Consider the following 21,432-nt stretch of genomic DNA (forward strand, 5'->3'; position numbering starts at 1 on the left):
ACGGCTCACTGCCCTTCCGATGCCGAACCCGGCGCCGAGGCACCGAATCCCTTGATGAACACGAAGGCGATGATCGCCACACAGAGGAAGATCAGGACGCTGATCGCCGATCCGACACCGGTGTTGAACGCCTTGAAGAGGTTGTCGTAGCCCAACAGCGACACCGAATAGGTCTCGTTGTTGCCCTTGGTGAGCACGTAGATGTTGTCGAAGATCCGGAAGGCGTCGAGGCTGCGGAACAGCAGCGCCACCAGGATCGCCGGCTTCATCATCGGCAGGATGATGCGGCGCAGGCGCGTCCATGCCCCGGCCCCGTCGACCTCGGCAGCCTTGATCAGGTCATCGGGAACCAATGCCAGACCCGCCAACAGCAGCAGCGCCATGAACGGCGTGGTCTTCCACACCTCGGCCAGGATGATGATGAACATCGACGGCCAGTGCTCGGTGAGCGGCGCCGACCCGTCGGGTAACAGATTCGCGAGATAGCCCGTTCCCGGTGTCCACGCGTAGTACCAGGAGAAGGCCGCCGCGACGGTGACGATGCCGTACGGGATGAGCACGAGAGTACGGATCAGCGACTTGCCGAAGATGGTGCGGTGCATCACCAACGCGATCGCCAGACCGAGGACGAACTCGATCGCCACCGACACCACGGTGATGAACAGCGTGACCCACAGCGCGGTCCACCAGTACGAATCCCCCAGCACCGTGCCGTAATTGGTGAACCAGACGAATTTGTCCTGCCCGGGAGCCGACAGACTCGACCGGTGCAAGCTGAGCCAGAGGGCATAGAAGATCGGGTATCCGGTCACCACCAGCATGAGGACCGCGGCCGGTGCGATCAGCCACAGTCCCAGCCGACGCTCGGCACGACGACCCGCCGACATCTCACCCTTGTGCGGTGTCTGCGCACCGTGACGTCCGCCCGATGTGTCGTCGTCCGCCGTCGCGGTCGCCACCGCGCCCGGTGCGGATGAGGAGTTCTCGGCCTCACGCCGCGCATGCCTGCCGTGTGCGTGCTCACTCGAAGTCGTCATGGGATGAGCCCCTTGCCGTCGATGGCTTTACGGACGGTATCTGCCAGGGTGTCGACCATCGACGCGGGATCCCACGATCCCACCGGCGACAGTTTCGCCACGACCAGAGTCGAAATGGCCTGATAGACCGGCGAAGCCGGGCGCAGTGCAGCGGTGTCGGTCTGCAACTGGTCGCGGATGTCGTCCCCCATCGGATAGGCGGCCTTGAACTCGGGATCGTCGTAGAGCGCCGAGATCGTGGGCGGGGTACCGCCGCTGATCGAGTACACCTTCTGCGCCGCTTCGTCGGTCAGACACTGAGCGGCCTTGAACGCCAACGCCTTCTTCTGCGAGGTCGAGGCGACGGCGATGTTCACCCCGCCCAGCGTCGACTTGGCCGCAGTGCCCTGTACGACACCGGGATAGAGGCCGAAGTTGAACTTGGTACGCACCAGATCGTTGACCGGGCCGAGCTCGGAATCCTTCGGAGGGTTGTCCGGATCGGCGAATTTCGCCTTGTACCTGGTCATCTCGGGGAAGAAGGAGACATCCCCCGACGCCGCGTTGGACCGCATCGAGGGGAACACGAAGGGCCAGTTGACCTCATAGCTGGCCTTGCCCGACTCCATACCCAGCCGGGCGGCACTCTCGTCGGAGTTGGTGATCGACGGATCGTGACCGGGTGCGGTCGCCACCGCCTTGAGGATCGACAGTGCCTTCTCGGTGGCCTGACGGTGCGCCGGGGTGTCGTTGAGCGTCACCTTGTCGGGGTCTTCGGGGTCGAGGATCATGCCGCCGGCGCTCTGCAGCACCGAGTTGAACCACACCATCAGACCCTCGTACTGCTTGCCCTGCACCATGATGTAGCTCGGTCCGCCCTGTTGGCGGATCTTCTCGGTGTCGGAGAGCATCTGATCCCAGGTGGTCGGGGGCGTGGTGCGTCCGAGGTACTTCTGCTCGATATCCGGCCGGTACCAGAGCAATTGGGTGTTGGTCCAGGTGGGTATCGCATACAGACGCTCGGCGGAGTCGGAGGTCGACTTCCACATCGCGGTGTTGAGCGGACCGCCGAGCGATTGCTTGGCGATCGTGGCGGCCAGAGCGGCGGGTACCGGCTCGATCCAGCCGGCGTCGGCGAACTCGGCAGTCCAGACCACGTCCATACCCATCAGATCCAGCGAATGGTCATTGCCCGCGAGTCGTCGCGCCAGCTGGAGTCGCTGATCGTCGGCCGCTTTGGGCAGCGGATGGGTCTTGATGACGTACTCGCCGTGTGAATCCGCGCTGCACTTGTCGCCGACCTGCTCGATGAACGACGCGCCGTCGGCAGGCGGATAGATGTTGAGGGTGTGGTCGCCCGACGACGATCCGCACGCACTCACACTCGGGATGATCGCGACGCTCGCGGCCGCGGCGACGCCCCAGCGGCGCATGCGTCTGCCCCGATTCCCCTTCCACTTCACGCACATCCTCCTCGATGACGGCACGCGCGAAGCCTGACGCAGCATGCAGCAGTGAACGCTTTGTGTGCCGATCACGTTAGCCCGGCCGAACAGTGATGGTCAGCACATTCGGACAATCACCGACCGCGTGTCCGTACCGTGCGCATGTCTGAGAAGCCCCGCCGCACTGAGGCATCTGGGGGATCGACTCCGCGACGGGTCACCGCCCCGCAGAAGAGATGGGTACCTGACGCGCTCAGTGGGACAGATCGAGATGCGACAGCATGGTGCGGGCCTTCTCCGCCGTCTTGGGATCGCAGATCACGTCGTAGCGCCCGGCGACGAGCTGCATGGTGGAGGCGAAGTCGCGCTGACCTCGGGTGGCCGCATACGGGATGGCCGCGGTGATGATGCCGAAGATCAAGCCGCCGATCACGCCGAACAGCAACGGCGCCAAAGGATTCTTCACCACCAGCGAGACCATCAGTCCGAAGAACAGACCCAGCCACACACCCGAGGCCATCCCGGTGCTGAGCACCTTGCCCCAGGTGAGTCGCCCGAGAACCCGTTCGACCTGCATGAGATCGACACCGACGATGGTGACGTCCTCGACAGAGAATTCGTTGTCCGACAGGTAATCGACCGCTCGCTGCGCCTCGGCGTAGGTGTTGTAGGACCCGATCGGCCACCCCCTCGGCGGCGTCGGTAGACCCGACGCCGCGCGAGCACCGGGGTTCATCGGATTCGTCATCGCAAGCTCAGCTCCTCGAAGTCGGTCGAGCGGCGCACCGCGTTCGGCGATCCGGTCCCGCGGCGCACCACCGATCATCCCACCCACACGCGCGGATGCGCCACGAAACACCCCGACGATCGGCGGCGGGTCGGCCGATCGTCGCTCACGGGCGGCACCGGCCACTTCCCGGCCACGCACCCGCACACACGTCACATGCGTGATGTCGGACGAGCGCGGGGACGGGTAATACGCTTAGCACCATGGCAACGGTGACCAAGGCGTTCGTGGCCCGACTCGCGGGGCTGGCGGTCCTCGGTCCCGACGGCGAGTCGATCGGCCGCGTCCGCGATGTGGTGGTCGGCGTGCGTTCGGATTCCCAGCGTCCACGGGCGCTCGGACTGGCGGTGGAACTGCCGACGCGCAAGCGGATCTTCGTGCCGATGCTGCGGGTGAACTCTCTCGAGCCCACCGCGGTGGTCCTCAACACCGGCACGGTGAGTCTGCGGCGATTGAATCTGCGACCGGGTGAGGCCCTGGTCATCGGTCAGATCCTCGACACACGGGTACGCATCGACGATCCCGATCTCCCCGACCTGCGCGACAGCGATGTGGTGGTGGTCGACGTGGAGATCGAACGCACGCAGACGCGGGACTGGCTGGTCGGCCGGGTGGCCGTGCGCACCATCCGCTCGCGACTCGGCCGCCGCGGCGAAACCCACGTGGTGGCGTGGAACTACGTGCACGGACTCAGCCATACCACCCTGTCCCTACCAGGACAGGGTGTGGCACAAGCGATCTCGCAGTTCGACGGAATGCGCGCCGCCGACGTGGCCAACGTCTTGCGTGAGCTGCCCGACAAGCGCAGGCAGGAGATCGCCGCGGCACTCGACGACGAACGGCTCGCCGACGTCGTGCAGGAGCTGCCCGCCGACGACCAGACCTACCTGCTGACCCATATGGAGGTCGAGCGGGCTGCCGACGTCCTCGAGGCGATGGAACCCGACGATGCCGCCGACGTGCTCGGCGAACTCCCCGAGGCCGACGCCGAGAAACTGCTGCAGCTGATGGACCCGGTGGAATCCGAACCGGTGCGACGTCTGCTCACCCACTCCCCCGACACCGCCGGTGGTCTGATGACCCCCGAACCGCTCGTGGTGACGGCCTCGACCACTGTGGCCGAGGCGTTGGCCCGCGCGCGCGACCCTGATCTGACACCGGCCTCGGCGAGGATGGTCTACGTGGTCCGCCCGCCGACGTCCACACCCACCGGCCGTTATCTCGGATGCGCACATCTGCAGGCCCTNCCGTTATCTCGGATGCGCACATCTGCAGGCCCTGCTGCGCGAACCTCCGGCCAACCTGGTCGCCGCGGTGCTCGACAAGGACTTGCCGGCGCTGTCGCCCGAGGACGATCTGGAGACCGTCACCCGCTACTTCGCTACCTATAACCTTGTGTGCGGTCCGGTTCTCGACGAAGCCCGCCACCTGCTCGGTGCGGTGACCGTCGACGACCTCCTCGACCATCTGCTACCCGATGACTGGCGGGAGAGCGAACCCGAGGACGCCGACCAACCCGCACACTGATCCACGCCCGACCTGATCTGGAGGTGAACCGATGAGCCCGGATTCGTCGTCGTCATCGGGACGCCGACTCGACACACCGATCGGGCGTCGCAAGCTGCGTATCTCGATCGACCCCGACCTGATCGGCAACTACAGCGAACGCGCCGCACGGTTCCTGGGCACTGGCCGCTACCTGCTCATCCAGACCGTCATTGTGGTGGTGTGGATCATCTTGAACCTTGCATGGGTGGCGATCCGGTGGGATCCCTATCCGTTCATCTTGCTGAACCTGGCGTTTTCCACCCAGGCCGCCTACGCCGCACCCCTGATCCTGCTCGCGCAGAACCGTCAGGAGAACCGCGACCGCATCGCACTCGAGGAAGACCGCTCGCGCGCAGAACAGACCAAGGCCGATACCGAATTCCTGGCCAGGGAACTCGCCTCAGTGCGCCTGGCTGTTGGCGACACCGTCAGTCGCGACTACCTCCGCAAGGAACTCGACGACCTGCGTGACGATCTACGCAAACTTCTCGAACGTACTGACGAGGCTCTTGACGAGAAGTCACGCTGACCTGCAATTGCGGTGCAGCCCATCACATTTGTGTGTGTCACCGACCTCCTCTGGCACATCGCGTGAGCACGCACACCGAGTAACCTGCTTCGCGTCTGTCGTGTGAATGGATTTATTTCACTCCACTCATCTTCTGTTTCAGTCCCATGTATCGTGACGGTTGTCACCAGCGTTGGGGCAGACACCGATCGGGATGATGCGAATCGCAGCACACCGAGTCGCCAGTACACCGAGTCGTCTGCCCGGATCGACACAGGAGATCCCCGGACTGTGATCGCCAAGAAGCAACCGACTCTGCGTCGGTGGGTCAAGGGCACCCGGTCGGGATTCCGCTTTCCTCAGCTGCTCAGTGCGAGCGCGCTCAGTGCGTTGGTCGTCTTCGGCCTCGCCGGCATCGCTGGGGCGAGCGGACAACCCACGATCGCGCAGCGTGAAGCCGCGGCCCGCCCCACACCACCGGCAGCCGGGGTGCTGACCGGGCCGGCGCGAGCAGCAGCCTTCGCCCCGCCGGTGAACACACCCGGTGGCGGGCAAGGACTTCCCGGCGGAGGATCGTCGGACATGTCCGGTTCGCTGACCGCGGCCGATCTCGCCTCGATGGCGGCGCTGTCGCAGGCCGGTTTCGCCGGCGGCCCGCTGGGTATCCCCGAGATCGTGCTGCGCGCCTACAAGCTGGCCGCCGACAGGGTGAACGCCGAGTCGCCGGGGTGTGACATCCCCTGGGCGTTGCTGGCGGGTATCGGCAAGGTCGAGTCCAACCACGCCGGCAATGGTGCCGTCGACTCGTCGGGCAGGACGCTCGTACCCATCCGGGGCCCCGTCCTCGACGGGACACTGCCGGGCAATGAGGTCATCACCCTCTCCGACGCCGGGGGTGCGACCGGCGGCCCGCAGTACGCCAGCGCCGAGGGACCGATGCAGTTCCTCCCGGGAACCTGGGCCCGGTGGGGCGCCGACGGCAACGGTGACGGGAAGGCCGACGTCGACAACGTCTTCGACGCCACGTTGAGTGCCGGACGCTATCTGTGCTCCGGTGTCACCGGCGGAATCATGAACAACGGCAACCAGATCCGCGCCGTCCTCCGCTACAACAACTCCATGCAGTACGTGGGGCTCGTGCTGTCGTATGCGGCGGCCTACGCGGCCGGCGTCACACCGACAGTGCCGGTGATCGATCTGCGCACTGTCTCCGGCGACGGGGTCGACGGTAATGCCGATCCCGGCGCGGCCGGTGGTGCACCCGACCCTGCCGACCGCACGTCGGCGACCAGCACGAACAAGGACAAGAAGAACAAGGACAGCACGAAGAAGGACAGCAGGAAGCCGGGATCACCCTCGACTCCCGGGGGCCCGTCCACACCGTCGGGTGTGCCGCCGTCGACGCTGTGTCTGGTCGTCTGCTTCCCCGTCCCGTCGATCTCGATCCCGCCACTGCCGACGCTGCCGCCACTGCCGACGCAATTGCTCCCGCAGCGCCAGCCCGCGCCTCCGGCGACCCCGTGCCCGACACCACCTCCGCCGACGACCCGCACCCCGAAGAAGCCCGTCACGTGCACGCCCACACCGTCGACGCCGTCCACACCACCGCCGGCCGGCGCCCCGGCGACCACCACGCCCAAGCCCGCACCCTCGAAGCGGGTCGCGCCACCACCTGCGGCGCCCGCCGCACCCACCACCAGCCCGGTGCCGACACCGCATCGCTAGGCCGACCTCACGCGAGTGGCGACCGCGTCGTCGTCGGGCGATCCGCACGCGGATAAGCTGGCGGGGATGAATGCTGCAATTCCGGCCGACTCCACGATCCGCGCCGCTCTGGCCAAGGTGATGGACCCCGAGATCGGCAAACCGATCACCGACCTGGGCATGGTCAAGTCGATCGACGTCACCGATGACGGTGCGGTGAACGTCGGCGTGTACCTCACCACCTCCGGATGTCCGATGCGCACCGAGATCGCCGACCGTGTGCGCACGGCGGTCGCCGACATCCCCGGGACCGGCCCGGTGACGGTCGAACTCGACGTGATGGACGACGACCAGCGCACCGAACTGCGTAAACAGCTGCGCGGTGACCGCGGCGAACCGGTGATCCCCTTCGCCCAGCCCGGTTCACTCACCCGCGTCTACGCGGTCGCGTCGGGTAAGGGCGGCGTCGGAAAATCGAGCGTCACGGTGAACCTGGCGGTGTCGCTGGCAGCGCGCGGACTCAGCGTCGGTCTCCTCGACGCCGACATCTACGGACATTCGGTGCCCCGGATGATGGGTAGCGACGCGGTGCCCACCCAGGTGGAGAAGATGATCCTCCCGCCGATCGCGCACGGGGTGAAGTTCATCTCCATCGCACAGTTCACCAAGGGGAACACCCCGGTGGTGTGGCGTGGGCCGATGCTGCACCGCGCACTCCAGCAGTTCCTCGCCGACGTGTACTGGGGTGACCTCGACGTCCTGCTCCTCGACCTCCCGCCCGGAACCGGCGATGTGGCGATCTCGATCGCACAGCTGATCCCCTCGGCCGAAATCCTCGTGGTGACCACGCCGCAGCAGGCGGCCGCCGAGGTCGCCGAGCGGGCCGGTGCCATCGCACTGCAGACACGACAGAAGATCCTCGGCGTGGTGGAGAACATGTCGTGGATGACGCTGCCCGACGGCTCGCGCATGCAGCCGTTCGGCTCCGGCGGCGGTGCCGCCGTGGCAGAAAGCCTCACCCGCAGCGTGGGCTCGCAGGTGGAGTTGCTCGGACAGGTCCCGCTCGATCCGGCGCTGCGCGAGGGCGGCGACGCGGGGACTCCGATCGTGCTGGGCGATCCGGAGTCCGAGGCCGCGGGTGCACTACGCGCGATCTCCGACCGGCTCGCCGTGCGTCGCCGCGGACTGGCCGGCATGAGCCTGGGGATCGACACCACCCGCCACTGATCGCGGCGGCGCCGACTGAGGGATCACCAACTGGAGATCCACCGACTGGGGAATCAGCGGCGGGGATCGACGCCCTCGGTCAGGTCGCGTCCCACTGGTCGACAGTCGATTTGTGGTCGGCATCGGAAGGGCTGTCGACGGCCGGTCGCGGCGCGCGGGTCCGCGTATGCGTGGGCCCGTCCGACGCCTGCGAGATATCCGGCGTGCGATCGGCGAGAGCGGCGGCGTCCTGTGAGCCGGCGGGCACCGGACTCGAGACCGGTTTGACCGGCGCCTCGTCGAAGTTGCCGGTGAAGAACGAATCGTCGCCGTCGAGAAGATGTTTGGTGATGATGGAGCGCGGCGTCATCCCGCGCAGCTCGTTGAGCTCGGCGAGCGGCTTGCGGAGATCCTCGAACTCCGGCCCCATCTCGTTCTTGAGGTTCTCGGTGGCCCCTGTCGCATAATCCCGCACCTGGCGGATGCTGCGCATCGTCCACGACACCGCTCCGGGCAACCGCTCCGGCCCCAGGATCACCAGACCGGCGATCACCAGGATGAGCACCTCACCCCACCCAACGCTTCCGAACACGCGTTAAGAGTACGCCGCGACCCCGGCATTTCCACTCGGAGCATCCCGTTGGCTGCGGGCCGTCGGGATGGCGATGCCGCCAGGGCCCGACGGTCTGCGCTCAGGCTGGTCGTGCCGCGGACAGCCCCGGCACGTGAACGCCGACGCCACCGACTCAGGAATCCGCGGCGGGGCGCACCGAGGTGGTGAAGGTTCGGCCGTCACGCCAGTAGGTCACCGGCACCGACTTTCCGATCGCGGAATTCTGGACCGCCACGGTGAGCTCGTCGGCGCTCTCGATCGGGCGGTCGCCGAACTGCGTGATCACGTCGTTCTCGCGGAGGCCTGCCGCCGCCGCGGGGCCGCCAGCCACCACATTGCGCACCAGTGCACCGAGCACTCGATCGTTGCGGACAGAGCTCGCGTTCACCCCGATCTGGGCGTGGACGGCGCGGCCGTCACGGATCAGCGACTCGACCACCGGTATCGCCTCGTTGATGGGGATGGCGAAACCGAGTCCGATCGATCCGCCGCCGGGCACCAGGCCCGCGGTGTTGATGCCGATGACCTTCGCCCGGTCGTCGACCAGCGGCCCGCCGGAGTTACCCGGGTTGATGGCCGCATCGGTCTGGATCGCGTCGATCACCGCGTCGGTGTCGGATGTGGCGTCGGGCCGCAGCGGCACGGGACGGTTCACGGCCGACACGATGCCGCTGGTGACCGTTCGATCCAGGCCCAGCGGCGAACCGAAGGCCACCACCTCCTCGCCGATCTGCAGCGCGGAGGAGTCACCGAGCGAGGCCACGGTCAGGTTGCTCACCGAGTCGACCTTGATCACCGCGAGGTCGGTGCGGATGTCGCGACCGACGATCCGCGCGGGGACACGCGTCCGGTCGTAGAACACCACCTCGAGCTTGGCCGAACGGTCGTTTGCCGCCATCGACACCACGTGATTGTTGGTGACGATGTACCCGTTCTTGTCGATCACCACACCCGAGCCGGTCCCGAAGGCGTTCGCCGAGCGGACGTCCACCGACACCACCGACTTCTCGACGGCTCGAGCCACCCGGGCGACCGAACCCCGCGGCGACGAGTTGTCGCCGCCGCTGCCCGACAGATGGACCGAATCGGAGAACAGCGGGGCCGACACCTCGGCGGTGAGACGTCCGATCAGACCGCCCACCAGTCCGATGAGCAGTGCGCCGACGCCCAGGACCACCAGTGCCTGCCAGGTGATGGCGCGGTCGAACAACAGCGACCGCACCCCCACCTTCGGGCCGGCGGCCGTGGGTTCGGGTGCGCGAGGGGCAGCGAGCGCCGGATCGTCGAGGGAGGCCACCGAGTCGGGGTCGCGCCAGGGATCCGGCGGAGATGCCGGGGCATCGTCGTCATCCCCGAAACGCGCGTCGGGGTCGCGGGGCATCGGGTCCGACGTTCCCTCCGGCCGGCCGAAGGCCTCCCGAAGCACCGGATGCGGATCGGCGACGACCGGTTGCGGCCGGCGTGCGCCGCTGAGGGTTCCGGTGGGGACACCGCCGGGGGCGAACGATCCACTCACTCCCTCGGGCCGGCCGAACACTGCGGCAGCGCCCGCGGGCACCGGTTCCTGGCGGGGATTGCGTCCGGGTGCGCTCGCATGCGACCCCGGCGTGTCATCAGCGTCACGCTGGGCCCACGTACTGTCCCGGTCGGCCGCGCCGCCGCCGGGGCCTGCCTCGCGTGAGTGCTGGTTGTCCGCACGTCCCGTCGGGGACGTCGGCGCTGTGGGGGACGTCGGCGCTGTGGGAGCCGTCGGTGGCGTGGCACTTCCCGGGGAAGTGGTGTCGGGGGTATCCGGCCCGGAATCGCCGTTGCGATCAGTCATTGTCCGACCGAGGTTACCGAGCCTGCCCGGCGACCGATGCGATGCGGGCACCGGTGTCGCCGCCGGACGCAGAATCGGCGTGGTCGGCCGGTGTCGTCACGGGCGGTGTCGTCACGGGTGGCGGCTCAACGATCACGCCACGGGCCACGATGCAGATGAAGGCCAGAACGCCGGCGTCCGCGGTGGCGTTCGGGATCAGCCGACATGTCGATCTCCCTGGTCGGGATCTGCTGCAGCGACCCGAGGAGTCCGGTGGGGATGGCCACGTCGTCGGACTGGCGCAGCGCCGCACGCGCTGCGGCCTGGGCCTCCACCTCGGCGCGGCAGGTGACGCACAGCGTCAGGTGGCGGGTGGCTCGCATGAAGGCGACGGCACCGAGCTCGTTGTCGACGAAAGCAGCGACCGCCTCGATCGAGAGGTGGTCGGTCGGGGCGAATCGCGGTGGCTGACGATCCGCCGGCCAGGGCCGATCGCCGCATGCCGACTCGTTCTCGAGTGCGCGCTCGTTGGGGACGGGCTGGTCGGTCCGGGCGGGACCGCTGTCGGGGAACCCGTCGCGAGCATCCCCGGGGACGTCATCTCGATGGGGTCGCTCGCCGCGAGAGCGAAAAACCGCCATCGTGTGTCCTCCTGCTCGTCGTCTGCCTGGGCCGGTCGATCCACGCTCGCGGACCGAACCCGGCTCGTCGGTGCACGACCACCGTAGGCACGTGATGGGGTGACGCGCATGAAGTCGGGCGTCGCGCACGGGGTCGGGTGTCCGCACCGCAGGTTCAACGACCCGGCCCCGTCGCGAGTTCCACGGCCCGCGGTCACCGACCACGGTCACCGCGTCAGCTGCGGCCGGCGCTCAGCGGCGAGGAGGATCCTTGCAGGAGTGTGAGGTGGTCGCGGATCGCCTGGCGACCACGGTGGATACGAGAACGCACTGTGCCCAGTTTCACACCGAGAGTCGCGGCGATCTCCTCATAGGACAGGCCCTCGATGTCACACAGGACCACCGCGGCGCGGAACTCCGGAGCCAGTGCATCCAGTGCAGCCTGCAGGTCGGGGTCGAGGTTCGCGTCGCTGTAGGCCTGCTCGGGGTCGGGCGTCGACCCGGGGACACGGTCGTAGTCCTCGGGCAACGCCTCCATCCGGATCTTGGCCCGTCGGCGGACCATGTCGAGGAACAGGTTGGTGGTGATGCGGTGCAGCCATCCCTCGAAAGTGCCCGGCCGGTAGTTCGACAGCGACCGGAACACCCGGATGAACGTCTCCTGGGTCAGATCCTCGGCGTCGTGCTGATTACCCGAGAGACGAAACGCCAGACGGTACACACGGTCGGCATGCTCGCGGACCAGCTCGTCCCACGAGGGCATCAACGTCTCGTCGCCGGTAGCGTCGAATCCGGCGGTGCCGGTGTGCGGCGCAGATACGGACTCGTCGGTGTGGTCCTGGAAGTCGGTCTGGTCCTGGATGCCGGTGCGGTCCTGGATGCTTCGGGTGATCGTGGACTCCATATCGGTGGCCGAAGAATGCTCGGCGGAACGGGAAGAATGCTCGGTGGCAAGGGCATGCAGGTCGTAATGACCGGTGTGGCCGTACGCGCTCGTGGCCTCGGGCGCGCGCTGGCCGGTGGGGTGTTCGGTGGACTCGTTCATCGGCGCTCTCCGCTCCTGCCGGTCAAGCGTGAGTTCACAATCGTCAACAACCTTGGGTCTATGACATTTGTTCCCCGGAAACCATGTGTCAACTGCGGCAGCACGCTCAACGCGTGCACATCCGACAGTCGAGACGCGGCCTGGCGTCGCGCGCCGCCGAGCGCTGCGCGCACCGGAGGCCGCTCACGAGACAAGAGCCTGCTGTCGGTCACTCCCTCACCATTTCCCAGCCGATTGTGGCGGCACTATGAGTGGGCTGAGGTTTGCCTGAGAGTCGGTTTGCCTGAGAGTCGGTGTGCATGAAGATCGGCGCACCACCGAACCGCAGGTACACGCCCACCGCTGACCCGCGCACGCCCACCGCTGACCCGCGCGGATGCGCACCGATGATCCCGTCGGGGTGCATCGATGCTCTAGTGTTCTTGAACGTGACAGGCACCGAGCACGCACCCGATCCCGGCTCATTGACCGCCTACGCGGAGTCCGCCATCGCCGAGGACGACACCCTTCGGGATGCACGTGCCCGCGCCGCCGAATTGGGCGCGCCCACGATCACGCCCGCGGTCGGTGCCACACTGTGCATGCTGGCGCGGCTGACCGACGCGCACTCGGCGGTCGAGGTCGGCACCGGCGCGGGCGTCGGTGGACTGTGGATCCTCGGCGGCATGTCGTCCGAGGGGATCCTCACCACCATCGACGACGAATCCGAGCATCACGCCGCTGCCCGCGCGGGCTTCTCGGCAGCCGGCATCAGCCCGTCGCGTACCCGCCTGATCACCGGCCGCGCGGCCGATGTGCTGCCGCGGCTGGCCGACGCCTCCTACGACCTGATCTTCATCAACGGCGAGGTGATCGACCAGCCCCGCTATGTCCGGGAGGCATTGAGACTGGTGCGCCCGCGCGGCGTGATCGTCGTCCACGACGCGGCCGCCGGCGGGAAGATCGCCGACCCCGACTTCACCGACCCGGAGACCACGGCGGCACGCGAGGCAGCCACCATCATCGCCGAGGACGAGACCCTGCTCCCGGTGGTCATCCCACTTGGCGAGGGTCTCCTCGCAGCGGCCAAAGCCCCTGTCTCAGAGACTGATTCGTCCACGTCCTGACACCCGCCGAGCCGGCAGGGGGCGAGCTGACACCCGCCGAGCTGACGGGGACGAGTGCCCTCGCACGACTCAGACGTCGGTCGAGTAGCGGATGCCGCCGTCGGGAATCTCCACCCCTGGCCAGACACGGGCACCGCGCAGGAGCTCGCATCGCGCACCGATGTCGGCGCCGTCGGCGATGACACCGTCACGGATCAACGCGCGCGGTCCGATGCGGGCGCCGAATCCCACGATCGAACGCTCGACCACTGCGCCCGCCTCGATCACCGCACCGTCGAAGACCACCGCACCGTCGAGGCGTGCGCGCGCACCGATCTCGGCACCGCGACCGACCACCGTGCCACCGATCAGCAACGCACCGGGCGCGACCCCGGCCCCCTCGTGGACGAGACTCTCGCCGCGATGTCCCGACAACGCCGGGGACGGCGCGATACCGCGCACCAGATCGGCCGAGCCACGGACGAAGTCCTCGGGTGTGCCCATGTCACGCCAGTAGGTCGCGTCGACGTATCCGTAGACCCGATTGCCGTTGCGCAGCAACGTCGGGAACACCTGGCGCTCCACCGACACCGCGGTGTCGGCCGGGATCTGCTCGATGATCGACTTGTCGAAAACGTACGTGCCCGCGTTGATCTGGTCGGTCGGCGGATCCTGGGTCTTCTCGATGAACGCGGTCACCCGACCCTCGTCGTCGGTGGGGACCGAACCGTATGCGCGGGGGTCGCCGACACGGACGAGGTGCAGGGTGACGTCGGCGTCGTTCTCCTCGTGGGTGCGCAGAACCGCACCGAGATCACAGCCGCTGAGCACGTCGCCGTTGAACACCATGACGGTGTCGTGCTTGATGCTGTCGTAGACATTGCGGATTCCGCCGCCCGTACCGAGTGGCTCGGACTCGGTGACGTACTGGATGGACAATCCGAGTTTGGAGCCGTCGCCGAAGTACTCCTCGAACACGCTGGCCTTGTAGGACGTCGACAAGATCACGTCGGTGATCCCGGCGGACCGGATACGACTGAGCAGATGTTGCAGGAACGGCAGGCCCGCGGTGGGCAGCATCGGTTTGGGGGTCGACAACGTCAGCGGACGCAGGCGGGTGCCCTGCCCGCCCACCAGGACCACGGCCTGCACCGGCAACGGTGTGGCGGGATCGGCGGGTGTGGAAACCTCGGAACCGGTCATGGCATCTCCCACTGTGAGGGTCGAGTCGTCATCGGGTGGTCATCAGAGTCACGTGCTCGTCGGGGTCACGTGCTCATCGGGGTCACGCGGTCGTCGGGGTTAAGTGGTCGTCGGGTCGAACGGCCGGACTCTCGTTGTCAGGAGTGATCATCACGGCGTGCGGCCCGTACCGCCAGTCGGGAACGCATCGCCAGTCCGGCGCGCAGTGCCCACCGCAGCGGCGCCTGCCACGCGTGCGGGTGCCGGTCGGCCTGGAACCGGTAGGCGCTGCGGTGGTGGGCAGGCAACATCAACTCCGGATGCTTTCCGGCCGAGTGGCCCTTGTCGTGGACGATCTCGGCGTCGGGGACATAGACGTTGAGCCAGCCGGCTGTGGCCAGCCGGTCACCGAGGTCCACATCCTCCATGTACATGAAGTAGCGGGAGTCGAAGCCGTTCACCGACTCGAAGGCACTGCGGCGCAACACAAGACACGAACCCGAGAGCCAGCCGACGCTGCGTTCGGAGATGGACTGGTCGTCCTGCCGATAGGACGCAGTCCACGGATTGGACTTCCACACCGCGCCGAGCAGCGCATGTCCGGTTCCCGAGACCAGGTCCGGTACGCGACGGGCCGACGGGTACACCGTGCCGTCGGGTTCGCGGATCAGCGGGCCCAGCGAGCCGGCACGCGGCCAGCGGTCCGCAGCGGCCAGCAGCGCGTCGAGCGAACCCTCACCCCACACCACGTCGGGGTTGGCGACCACCACGAAATCCACCGGCTCGGCATCGGGCCCGTCGGACGTGCGTGCCAGTCGGCCCAGCTCGGCGACGGCCCGGTTGACCGCACCGCCGTAACCGATGTTCGCCCCGGTGCGCACCACGTGCACCCGCTCGAACTCGTCGGCCACGGCTGCCGGCACGTCATCGGACTCGGCGTTGTCGGCGATCACCACGAGCGGTGCGGCGGTCGTGGCGCGCCCAAGGCTCGCGACGAACGCACGCAGATGGTCGCCCGAGAAATACGACACGGTGACCACCGCGAACGACGACCGCCCCCGGGCCGGCACCCCGGTGCCGGGCAGGGACTGCTGGTCGGGGTGCGAGGTTGCGGTCACGCCCGACACCCTAACAATCGCCGGTGCGCATCCTTCATCGCTGCGCGGCCGAGTCGCCCAACGTGCCCGACTCGGCCGGTGCCGCCGCGATGGCGGCGTGCAGCGCGGCCTGCCACTCGCGCAGTGGGGTGAGGCCGGCCTGTGACCACGACCGGTTCGACAGCACCGAATACGACGGGCGCGGAGCCGGGCGCGGGAACTCCTCGGTGGTGCAGGGCTGCACACGGGCCGGATCTGCCCCGACCTCGGCGAACACCGCCCGCGCGAGCTCGAACCACGTACACGAACCGGCATTCGTGGCATGAAGGATCGCCCCGATTCGGCCCTCGCCCGGCGTGGTCGCGAGTTCGAGGAGACCCTGCGCCAGGTCGACGGTGTAGGTGGGCGACCCGCGCTGATCGTCGACGACGCGTACCTGATCTCGCGTCTGTTCGAGCCGACGCATGGTCGAGACGAAGTCGGCATTGGCCGGGGTGCCCGTGTAGACCCATGCCGTCCGCACGATCGTGGTCCGCGGGTCGGTCGCCCGTGCGGCCAGCTCGCCGTCCCGTTTGGTACGACCGTAGACCGACGCCGGCGTCACCCCGTCGGCGTCATCGGGCTCATACGGGCGCGTGGCACGACCGTCGAAGACGTAATCGGTGGACACGTGGATCAACCACGCCCCCGATCGCCGGGTCTGTTCGGCGAGCAGCCGCGGCCCGGCGGTATTGACGGCCGCAGCACCGTCTGGATCGGATTCGGCGGCGTCGACCTGGGTGTGGGCGGCGCAGTTGATCACCACATCACCGGCGGTGAGTGCTGCCAATCCCGAGCGCACCGAGTCCGGATCGCTGATGTCGAGTTCGCCGGAACCGAATGCACGCACCGGCCACGGGGATCGGGCGGCGACCTGCCTGCCGAGCTGTCCACGCGCGCCGGTGACGTAGATGGTCGGCGTCGGGGTCTCCCCGACTGCTCCTGCACTCACTGACTCCCCCTGTGACCCGGTTTTATCCGATCGACAACGGATTGCTGCACGCCACCTGCGCCGCCGATCACGACGACCCTCGTACTGCACGTCCGCGACCGCGATGAGGTGGGCGACACCGACTCGGCGGCGTTGCGGTCCCACGCATGCGTCATCGTCGCACGTAACCTGACACCATCACGTATTCGCGATGGCGAATCGTCGTGAGCGGCCGCGCAGTGCGGTCGCAAGCCACTATCAGCGAGGAGCCAGGGGACTCGGGTGCCAGAGGAGATGCACGACGGGCGACGTTCGCCGCGCCGCCGGTCGGCGCAACCGCCCAGCCAGTCCGATCCCCGGTCGCAGCGCGATCCCGGCGATGCTCGCGAGGCCGGCGGTCGGCCCCGTCGCGACAGCGGCAATCCGGCTCCCCGTCGCGACAGCGGCAATCCGGCTCCCCGTCGCGACAGCGACAATCCACCTCCCCGTCGCGACAGCGGCAATCCGGCTCCCCGTCGCGACAGCGACAATCCACCTCCCCGTCGCAGGAACGACACTCCACCTCCCCGTCGCAGGAGCGACAATCCGCAGGCGGGCGGTCGGCCCCGTCGACCATCGTCCGACGCCCAGCGGGCCGGTCACGGTTCCGCCGAGCCCCGAGGTGGCGACCCCGACCAGAACCGGCGCACGTCCGCGGGCGGTCGCAACGCCGGCGGAGGTGACCCCCGCGGTGCGGGTCGCACGCGCAGGCCGCGCACCACTGAGCCGGGCGACGCCGGTTCCCCGTCGACCAGGTCGGGTTCCACACCGCGTGCGGCCGGCCATCGGACAGACACGCACAACCCGGCGCCCGACGGCCACCACCCGATCCGGCGGCAGGCGGATGCATCCCGGACATCGCGACAGTCCCGGCCGGCGCGCACGCAGCGATCGGGGAACGGCAGTCGGCGTCGTGACACCGCGGGAGCGGCCCGCCCCGGCACACAACGGTCGGGCACCACGGCTCCCGCGCGCACGGGGGCGATGGCGATGCTCCTGCCCCGCTACTGGGGTCGCGCGCTGATCGCACTGGTGTCGGTGGTGATCCTGTTGCTCACCGGATACGCCTGGCACAGCGTGACCACACTGGAGTCGCGTGTGACCAAGCTGGGCGGCCTCGGCCTGGGCTCCGGCAAAGACGGCGCCGTGGACATCCTGCTGGTCGGCACCGACTCGCGCACCGATGCCAACGGCAACCCGCTGTCGGCCTCGGAGTTGGCGAAAATGCATGCCGGCGACGACGTCTCGACCAACACCGACACGATCGTTCTGGTGCGCATCCCCACCGACGGGTCGTCGGCGACAGCCATCTCGATCCCCCGCGACACCTACGTCGACGTGCCCGGGCTCGGCAAGAGCAAGATCAACGGCGCATTCGGCGCCACCAAAGAGCTCAAACGCGAGGCCCTGGTCAATGCCGGCGACGATCCCGCCGACGCCGAGAAGCAGGGTGTCCAGGCTGGGCGAAAGGCGCTGGTGGACACCGTCGAACAACTCACCGGCGCCCAGATCGACCACTATGCCGAAATCGGACTGGTCGGCTTCGTCCTGCTCACCGATGCTGTCGGCGGAGTGGACGTCTGTCTCAAAGCTCCTGTGAACGAACCGTATTCGGGCGCGCACTTCCCCGCCGGCGAACAGACCCTCGACGGCGACGAGGCATTGAGTTTCGTGCGGCAACGGCACGGACTGCCGCGCGGTGACCTCGACCGCATCGTCCGCCAACAGGTGTTCATGGCCTCGCTGGCGCACAAGGTCCTCTCGGCGGGCACCCTGTCGAATCCGAGCAAACTGTCGAATCTGGAGAAGGCGGTCAGCCGGTCGATCGTCATCGACGACGACTGGGACGTGGTGCGTTTCGTCGAGCAGCTCAAGGATCTCACCGGCGGCAAGATCCGCTTCGCCACCATCCCGGTGATCACCGATCAGGGGTGGAGTGACGACGGCCAGCAAAGCGTTGTCAAGGTCGACCCCGATCAGGTCCGCGCCTTCACCTCCTCGCTGCTGACGCCGTCGAGGAAGAAGAACGGCCGCACGAACTCCGACTACACGGTCAACGTGGTCAACGCGGGTTCGGTCGAAGGACTGGCGTCGAATGTCTCGAACATCGTGACGCTCAAGGGCTTCGGCAAGGGAACTGCCGGCAATGCGGACTCCTCAGGCGCATCGTCGAGCCAGAGTCCGGATGAGGATTCCCAGAGCGCGGTGTACGCCCACGACTCCGGTGATGCTGCGGCGCGCGCTCTCGCGAAGGACCTCGGTGGTCTGCCGGTGCGCGCCGACAGCTCCCTGCCCGAGACGACACTGCGCGTGATGCTCACCGACTCCTACACCGGTCCGGGGTCGCTCGCCGACGACAGCGGCGACAGCCAGGCAGCCGCGGCGGCAGCATCCGCGAGCGCGCCCTCCTCCGACGGCTCCGCGTCGGCGGCCCCGACCCCGGCACCTCCGCAGTTCACCGCGGGCGGCTCAGGACCCCAATGCGTGAACTAGACCCTGCGCGTGAACTAGACCCTGTGTGAACGTGGATCCAACCCCCGGCGTGAACCAGATCGGCCAGCGCGGCAGAGCCGGCGCCGGCGACGACATCGGCCGGGCGATGGCACGCCTACTGTCCGCAGACCGTGAAACCGGGTATGGATGGACCTATGAGTCCCACTCTCACCGACGCCATCCTCGGTCCGGCGCTGCGTCATGACCCGGCCCAGCCACTGCTGACCTTCTACGACGACGCCACCGGCGAGCGCACCGAGCTCTCCGCGGTGACGCTGGCCAACTGGGCCGCCAAGACCGCCAACATGATTCGCGACGAGTTCGGTCTGTCGCCCTCGGATGCCGTGGCGGTGGATCTGCCCACGCACTGGCAGAGCGCCGCGATCCTGCTCGGCACGTGGTGGGTGGGCGGCGACGTCAAGCCCGGACCGTCCGATTCGTCCGCGGCGCTGGCATTCTGCAGCGCCGACCGCATCGACGCACAACAGGCCGACGAGATCCTCGTCGCCGATCTCACTCCGTTCGCCCAGGGGATCTCGGATCTGCCTGCCGGCATCGGCGACTACGCCACCACGGTGCGGGCGCACGGTGATCGCTTCTCCGGCCCGCAGGCCGGCGACGAGCCGCTGCCCGGCCACACCACCGCCCAGATCCTCGACCTGGCGGCCCGGGAGACGAAGGCACAGAACATCTCGTCGGGCGACCGGGTGCTGTCCGACCGCGACTGGGAGCAGGGCGAGAACCTGGTGTCGACGTTCGTGGCGATCCCGCTGGCCGGCGCCTCCCTGGTGCAGGTGGCTCACGCGAATCCGGCCACACTCAACGACCGTGCGTCGAGTGAGAAGGCCACCAAGATCCTTCACTGACACCGAGCCTGCGCTCATCGACAGGGCCGCTCAATAGACAGGGCCGGTCAATAGACAGGGCCGGTCAATAGACAGGGCCGGTCAATAGACAGGGCCGGTCAATAGAGAAGGCCACCGTCATCGCTCGATGACGGTGGCCTTCTCGATGAGGGTCGGCGCGACGGTCAGCGCAGCAGTGCGCGAGCCATCACCACACGCTGGATCTGGTTGGTGCCCTCGTAGATCTGGGTGATCTTCGCATCACGCATCATGCGCTCCACCGGGAAGTCACGGGTGTAGCCGGCGCCACCGAACAGCTGGACGGCGTTGGTGGTGACCTCCATGGCCACATCGGAGGCGAAGCATTTGGCGGCCGACGAGATGAACCCGAGATTCTTCTCGCCACGCTCGGCGCGCGCGGCCGAGGTGTAGACCATCAGACGGGCGGCCTCGACCTTCATCGCCATGTCGGCGAGCATGAACTCCACACCCTGGAAGTTGCTGATCGCGGTGCCGAACTGTCGCCGGCCCTTGGTGTACTCGATCGCCTGGTCGAGTGCACCCTGGGCGACGCCCACGGCCTGCGCGCCGATGGTCGGGCGGGTGTGGTCGAGGGTTTCGAGCGCAGTCTTGAAACCAGTGCCCTCCTCGCCGATGATGCGATCGGCCGGGATCGTGCAGTCCTCGAAGTACAGCTCTGCGGTGGGCGATCCCTTGATGCCCATCTTCTTCTCGAGCGGTCCGACCACGAAGCCGGGGTCGTCCTTGTGGACCATGAATGCCGAGATGCCGCGCGCACCCTTGTCGGGATCGGTGACGGCCATCACGGTGTACCAGGTGGATTTGCCGCCGTTGGTGATCCAGCACTTGGTGCCGTTGAGCACCCAGCCGTCGTCGGAGCGCACCGCACGGGTACGCATGCTCGCAGCGTCGGATCCCGCTTCACGTTCGGACAGCGCGTAGGACGCCATCGCCTCACCGGACGCGATGTCGGGAAGCACCTGAGCCTTGAGCTCCTCGGACCCCTTGAGGATCAGGCCCATGGTGCCGAGCTTGTTCACCGCCGGGATCAGCGACGACGAGACGCACACGCGGGCGACCTCTTCGATCACGATGCATGCGGCGACAGAGTCGGCGCCCTGGCCGCCGTAGGCCTCGGGGACGTGGATCGCGTTGAATCCCGAGGCGACCAGCGCCTTGAGCGCTTCCTCGGGGAACCGCGACTTCTCGTCGACGTCGTGGGCATACGGTTCGATTTCTTTGGTCGACAGCGCGCGGATCGCGTTACGCAGTTCGACATGCTCTTCAGGGAGCCCGAACAGATCGAAGTCGGGGTTTCCGGCCATGGTTCCTCCTCGGAAACGGTTGGCGACGGTCAGTCTCCAATCAGCTTAATACCGCACTCGCCCGCAAGTTAATCGCGGGTAA

At 67.7% G+C, this 21,432-nt stretch carries 17 protein-coding genes and 1 pseudogene; 7 read left to right on the plus strand and 11 right to left on the minus strand.

The window, feature by feature from the left end; all coding sequences use genetic code 11:
* Positions 1-5: 5 nt before the first annotated feature.
* From IEW22_RS00300 to IEW22_RS00310, 3 genes are all read right to left on the minus strand, one after another.
* Entirely contained in the window at positions 6-1,037 is a 1,032-nt protein-coding gene (locus IEW22_RS00300; RefSeq protein ID WP_308421336.1) for a carbohydrate ABC transporter permease, read from the minus strand.
* Positions 1,034-2,449, minus strand: coding sequence for an extracellular solute-binding protein (locus IEW22_RS00305; RefSeq protein WP_188584759.1), 1,416 nt, complete (start codon positions 2,447-2,449; stop codon positions 1,034-1,036). The genes IEW22_RS00300 and IEW22_RS00305 overlap by 4 nt, the downstream gene beginning before the upstream one ends.
* Positions 2,450-2,714: 265 nt before the next feature.
* Positions 2,715-3,209, minus strand: coding sequence for a general stress protein (locus tag IEW22_RS00310; protein ID WP_188584589.1), 495 nt, complete (start codon positions 3,207-3,209; stop codon positions 2,715-2,717).
* A 242-nt stretch (positions 3,210-3,451) separates the two neighbouring features.
* Here IEW22_RS00310 and IEW22_RS00315 point away from each other — a divergent pair.
* From IEW22_RS00315 to IEW22_RS00330, 4 genes and pseudogenes are all read left to right on the plus strand, one after another.
* A pseudogene (locus IEW22_RS00315) lies at positions 3,452-4,775 on the plus strand (magnesium transporter MgtE N-terminal domain-containing protein).
* A gap of 31 nt (positions 4,776-4,806) precedes the next feature.
* Positions 4,807-5,325, plus strand: a complete 519-nt coding sequence (locus IEW22_RS00320; RefSeq protein ID WP_188584590.1) for a DUF1003 domain-containing protein — start codon at positions 4,807-4,809, stop codon at positions 5,323-5,325.
* Between the two features lie 270 nt (positions 5,326-5,595).
* Entirely contained in the window at positions 5,596-7,029 is a 1,434-nt protein-coding gene (locus tag IEW22_RS00325; protein WP_229742044.1) for a lytic transglycosylase domain-containing protein, read from the plus strand.
* Positions 7,030-7,095: 66 nt separating this feature from the next.
* A complete protein-coding gene (locus tag IEW22_RS00330) occupies positions 7,096-8,235 on the plus strand; it encodes an Mrp/NBP35 family ATP-binding protein (protein WP_188584591.1) in 1,140 nt (379 codons plus the stop codon).
* 79 nt (positions 8,236-8,314) lie between these two features.
* Here IEW22_RS00330 and tatB read toward each other — a convergent pair whose 3' ends face one another.
* The 4 genes from tatB to sigE all read right to left on the minus strand — a co-directional run bounded on the left by tatB (position 8,315) and on the right by sigE (position 12,152).
* Positions 8,315-8,806, minus strand: coding sequence for a Sec-independent protein translocase protein TatB (gene tatB, locus IEW22_RS00335; protein WP_188584592.1), 492 nt, complete (start codon positions 8,804-8,806; stop codon positions 8,315-8,317).
* Positions 8,807-8,960: 154 nt separating this feature from the next.
* Complete coding sequence (locus IEW22_RS00340) at positions 8,961-10,649, minus strand: trypsin-like peptidase domain-containing protein (protein WP_188584593.1); 1,689 nt, start codon at positions 10,647-10,649, stop codon at positions 8,961-8,963.
* 125 nt (positions 10,650-10,774) lie between these two features.
* Positions 10,775-11,269, minus strand: coding sequence for a hypothetical protein (locus IEW22_RS00345; protein ID WP_188584594.1), 495 nt, complete (start codon positions 11,267-11,269; stop codon positions 10,775-10,777).
* A 214-nt stretch (positions 11,270-11,483) separates the two neighbouring features.
* Positions 11,484-12,152, minus strand: a complete 669-nt coding sequence (gene sigE / locus IEW22_RS00350; protein WP_188584761.1) for an RNA polymerase sigma factor SigE — start codon at positions 12,150-12,152, stop codon at positions 11,484-11,486.
* 527 nt (positions 12,153-12,679) lie between these two features.
* On the opposite strand from sigE, the gene IEW22_RS00355 reads away from it, so the two are divergent.
* On the plus strand, positions 12,680-13,399 hold the full coding sequence (locus tag IEW22_RS00355; RefSeq protein WP_188584762.1) for an O-methyltransferase: 720 nt from the start codon (positions 12,680-12,682) through the stop codon (positions 13,397-13,399).
* A 69-nt stretch (positions 13,400-13,468) separates the two neighbouring features.
* Here the strand turns inward: IEW22_RS00355 and IEW22_RS00360 are convergent, their stop codons facing one another.
* The 3 genes from IEW22_RS00360 to rfbD form a co-directional block, all read right to left on the minus strand.
* A complete protein-coding gene (locus IEW22_RS00360; protein WP_188584595.1) occupies positions 13,469-14,581 on the minus strand; it encodes a mannose-1-phosphate guanylyltransferase in 1,113 nt (370 codons plus the stop codon).
* Between the two features lie 137 nt (positions 14,582-14,718).
* Entirely contained in the window at positions 14,719-15,630 is a 912-nt protein-coding gene (locus IEW22_RS00365) for a glycosyltransferase family 2 protein (RefSeq protein WP_308421342.1), read from the minus strand.
* An 82-nt stretch (positions 15,631-15,712) separates the two neighbouring features.
* A complete protein-coding gene (rfbD, locus tag IEW22_RS00370) occupies positions 15,713-16,648 on the minus strand; it encodes a dTDP-4-dehydrorhamnose reductase (RefSeq protein WP_229742045.1) in 936 nt (311 codons plus the stop codon).
* A gap of 1,008 nt (positions 16,649-17,656) precedes the next feature.
* Between rfbD and IEW22_RS00375 the strand changes: the two genes are divergently transcribed.
* The gene (locus IEW22_RS00375; protein ID WP_229742046.1) at positions 17,657-19,159 is read left to right on the plus strand and encodes an LCP family protein; all 1,503 of its coding nucleotides are present in this window, start codon (positions 17,657-17,659) and stop codon (positions 19,157-19,159) included.
* A 155-nt stretch (positions 19,160-19,314) separates the two neighbouring features.
* Positions 19,315-20,025 carry a TIGR03089 family protein gene (locus IEW22_RS00380; protein WP_188584597.1) on the plus strand — a complete coding sequence of 237 codons (711 nt, stop codon included), beginning with the start codon at positions 19,315-19,317 and terminating at the stop codon, positions 20,023-20,025.
* 164 nt (positions 20,026-20,189) lie between these two features.
* Here the strand turns inward: IEW22_RS00380 and IEW22_RS00385 are convergent, their stop codons facing one another.
* Entirely contained in the window at positions 20,190-21,350 is a 1,161-nt protein-coding gene (locus IEW22_RS00385) for an acyl-CoA dehydrogenase (RefSeq protein WP_188584598.1), read from the minus strand.
* Positions 21,351-21,432 lie beyond the last annotated feature (82 nt).

The organism is Gordonia jinhuaensis (genome assembly GCF_014639795.1).
GTDB lineage: Bacteria > Actinomycetota > Actinomycetes > Mycobacteriales > Mycobacteriaceae > Gordonia_B > Gordonia_B jinhuaensis.

Bases quoted from the DNA above. Each gene is read 5' to 3' on its own strand.
- IEW22_RS00305 (WP_188584759.1), bottom strand. From the start codon at position 2,449: ATGCGCCGCTGGGGCGTCGCCGCGGCCGCGAGCGTCGCGATCATCCCG.
- IEW22_RS00375 (WP_229742046.1), top strand. From the start codon at position 17,657: ATGCTCCTGCCCCGCTACTGGGGTCGCGCGCTGATCGCACTGGTGTCG.
- IEW22_RS00330 (WP_188584591.1), top strand. From the start codon at position 7,096: ATGAATGCTGCAATTCCGGCCGACTCCACGATCCGCGCCGCTCTGGCC.
- IEW22_RS00340 (WP_188584593.1), bottom strand. From the start codon at position 10,649: ATGACTGATCGCAACGGCGATTCCGGGCCGGATACCCCCGACACCACT.
- IEW22_RS00385 (WP_188584598.1), bottom strand. From the start codon at position 21,350: ATGGCCGGAAACCCCGACTTCGATCTGTTCGGGCTCCCTGAAGAGCAT.
- IEW22_RS00300 (WP_308421336.1), bottom strand. From the start codon at position 1,037: ATGACGACTTCGAGTGAGCACGCACACGGCAGGCATGCGCGGCGTGAG.
- IEW22_RS00320 (WP_188584590.1), top strand. From the start codon at position 4,807: ATGAGCCCGGATTCGTCGTCGTCATCGGGACGCCGACTCGACACACCG.
- IEW22_RS00380 (WP_188584597.1), top strand. From the start codon at position 19,315: ATGAGTCCCACTCTCACCGACGCCATCCTCGGTCCGGCGCTGCGTCAT.
- IEW22_RS00360 (WP_188584595.1), bottom strand. From the start codon at position 14,581: ATGACCGGTTCCGAGGTTTCCACACCCGCCGATCCCGCCACACCGTTG.
- IEW22_RS00345 (WP_188584594.1), bottom strand. From the start codon at position 11,269: ATGGCGGTTTTTCGCTCTCGCGGCGAGCGACCCCATCGAGATGACGTC.
- IEW22_RS00310 (WP_188584589.1), bottom strand. From the start codon at position 3,209: ATGACGAATCCGATGAACCCCGGTGCTCGCGCGGCGTCGGGTCTACCG.
- IEW22_RS00355 (WP_188584762.1), top strand. From the start codon at position 12,680: ATGATCCCGTCGGGGTGCATCGATGCTCTAGTGTTCTTGAACGTGACA.
- sigE (WP_188584761.1), bottom strand. From the start codon at position 12,152: ATGGAGTCCACGATCACCCGAAGCATCCAGGACCGCACCGGCATCCAG.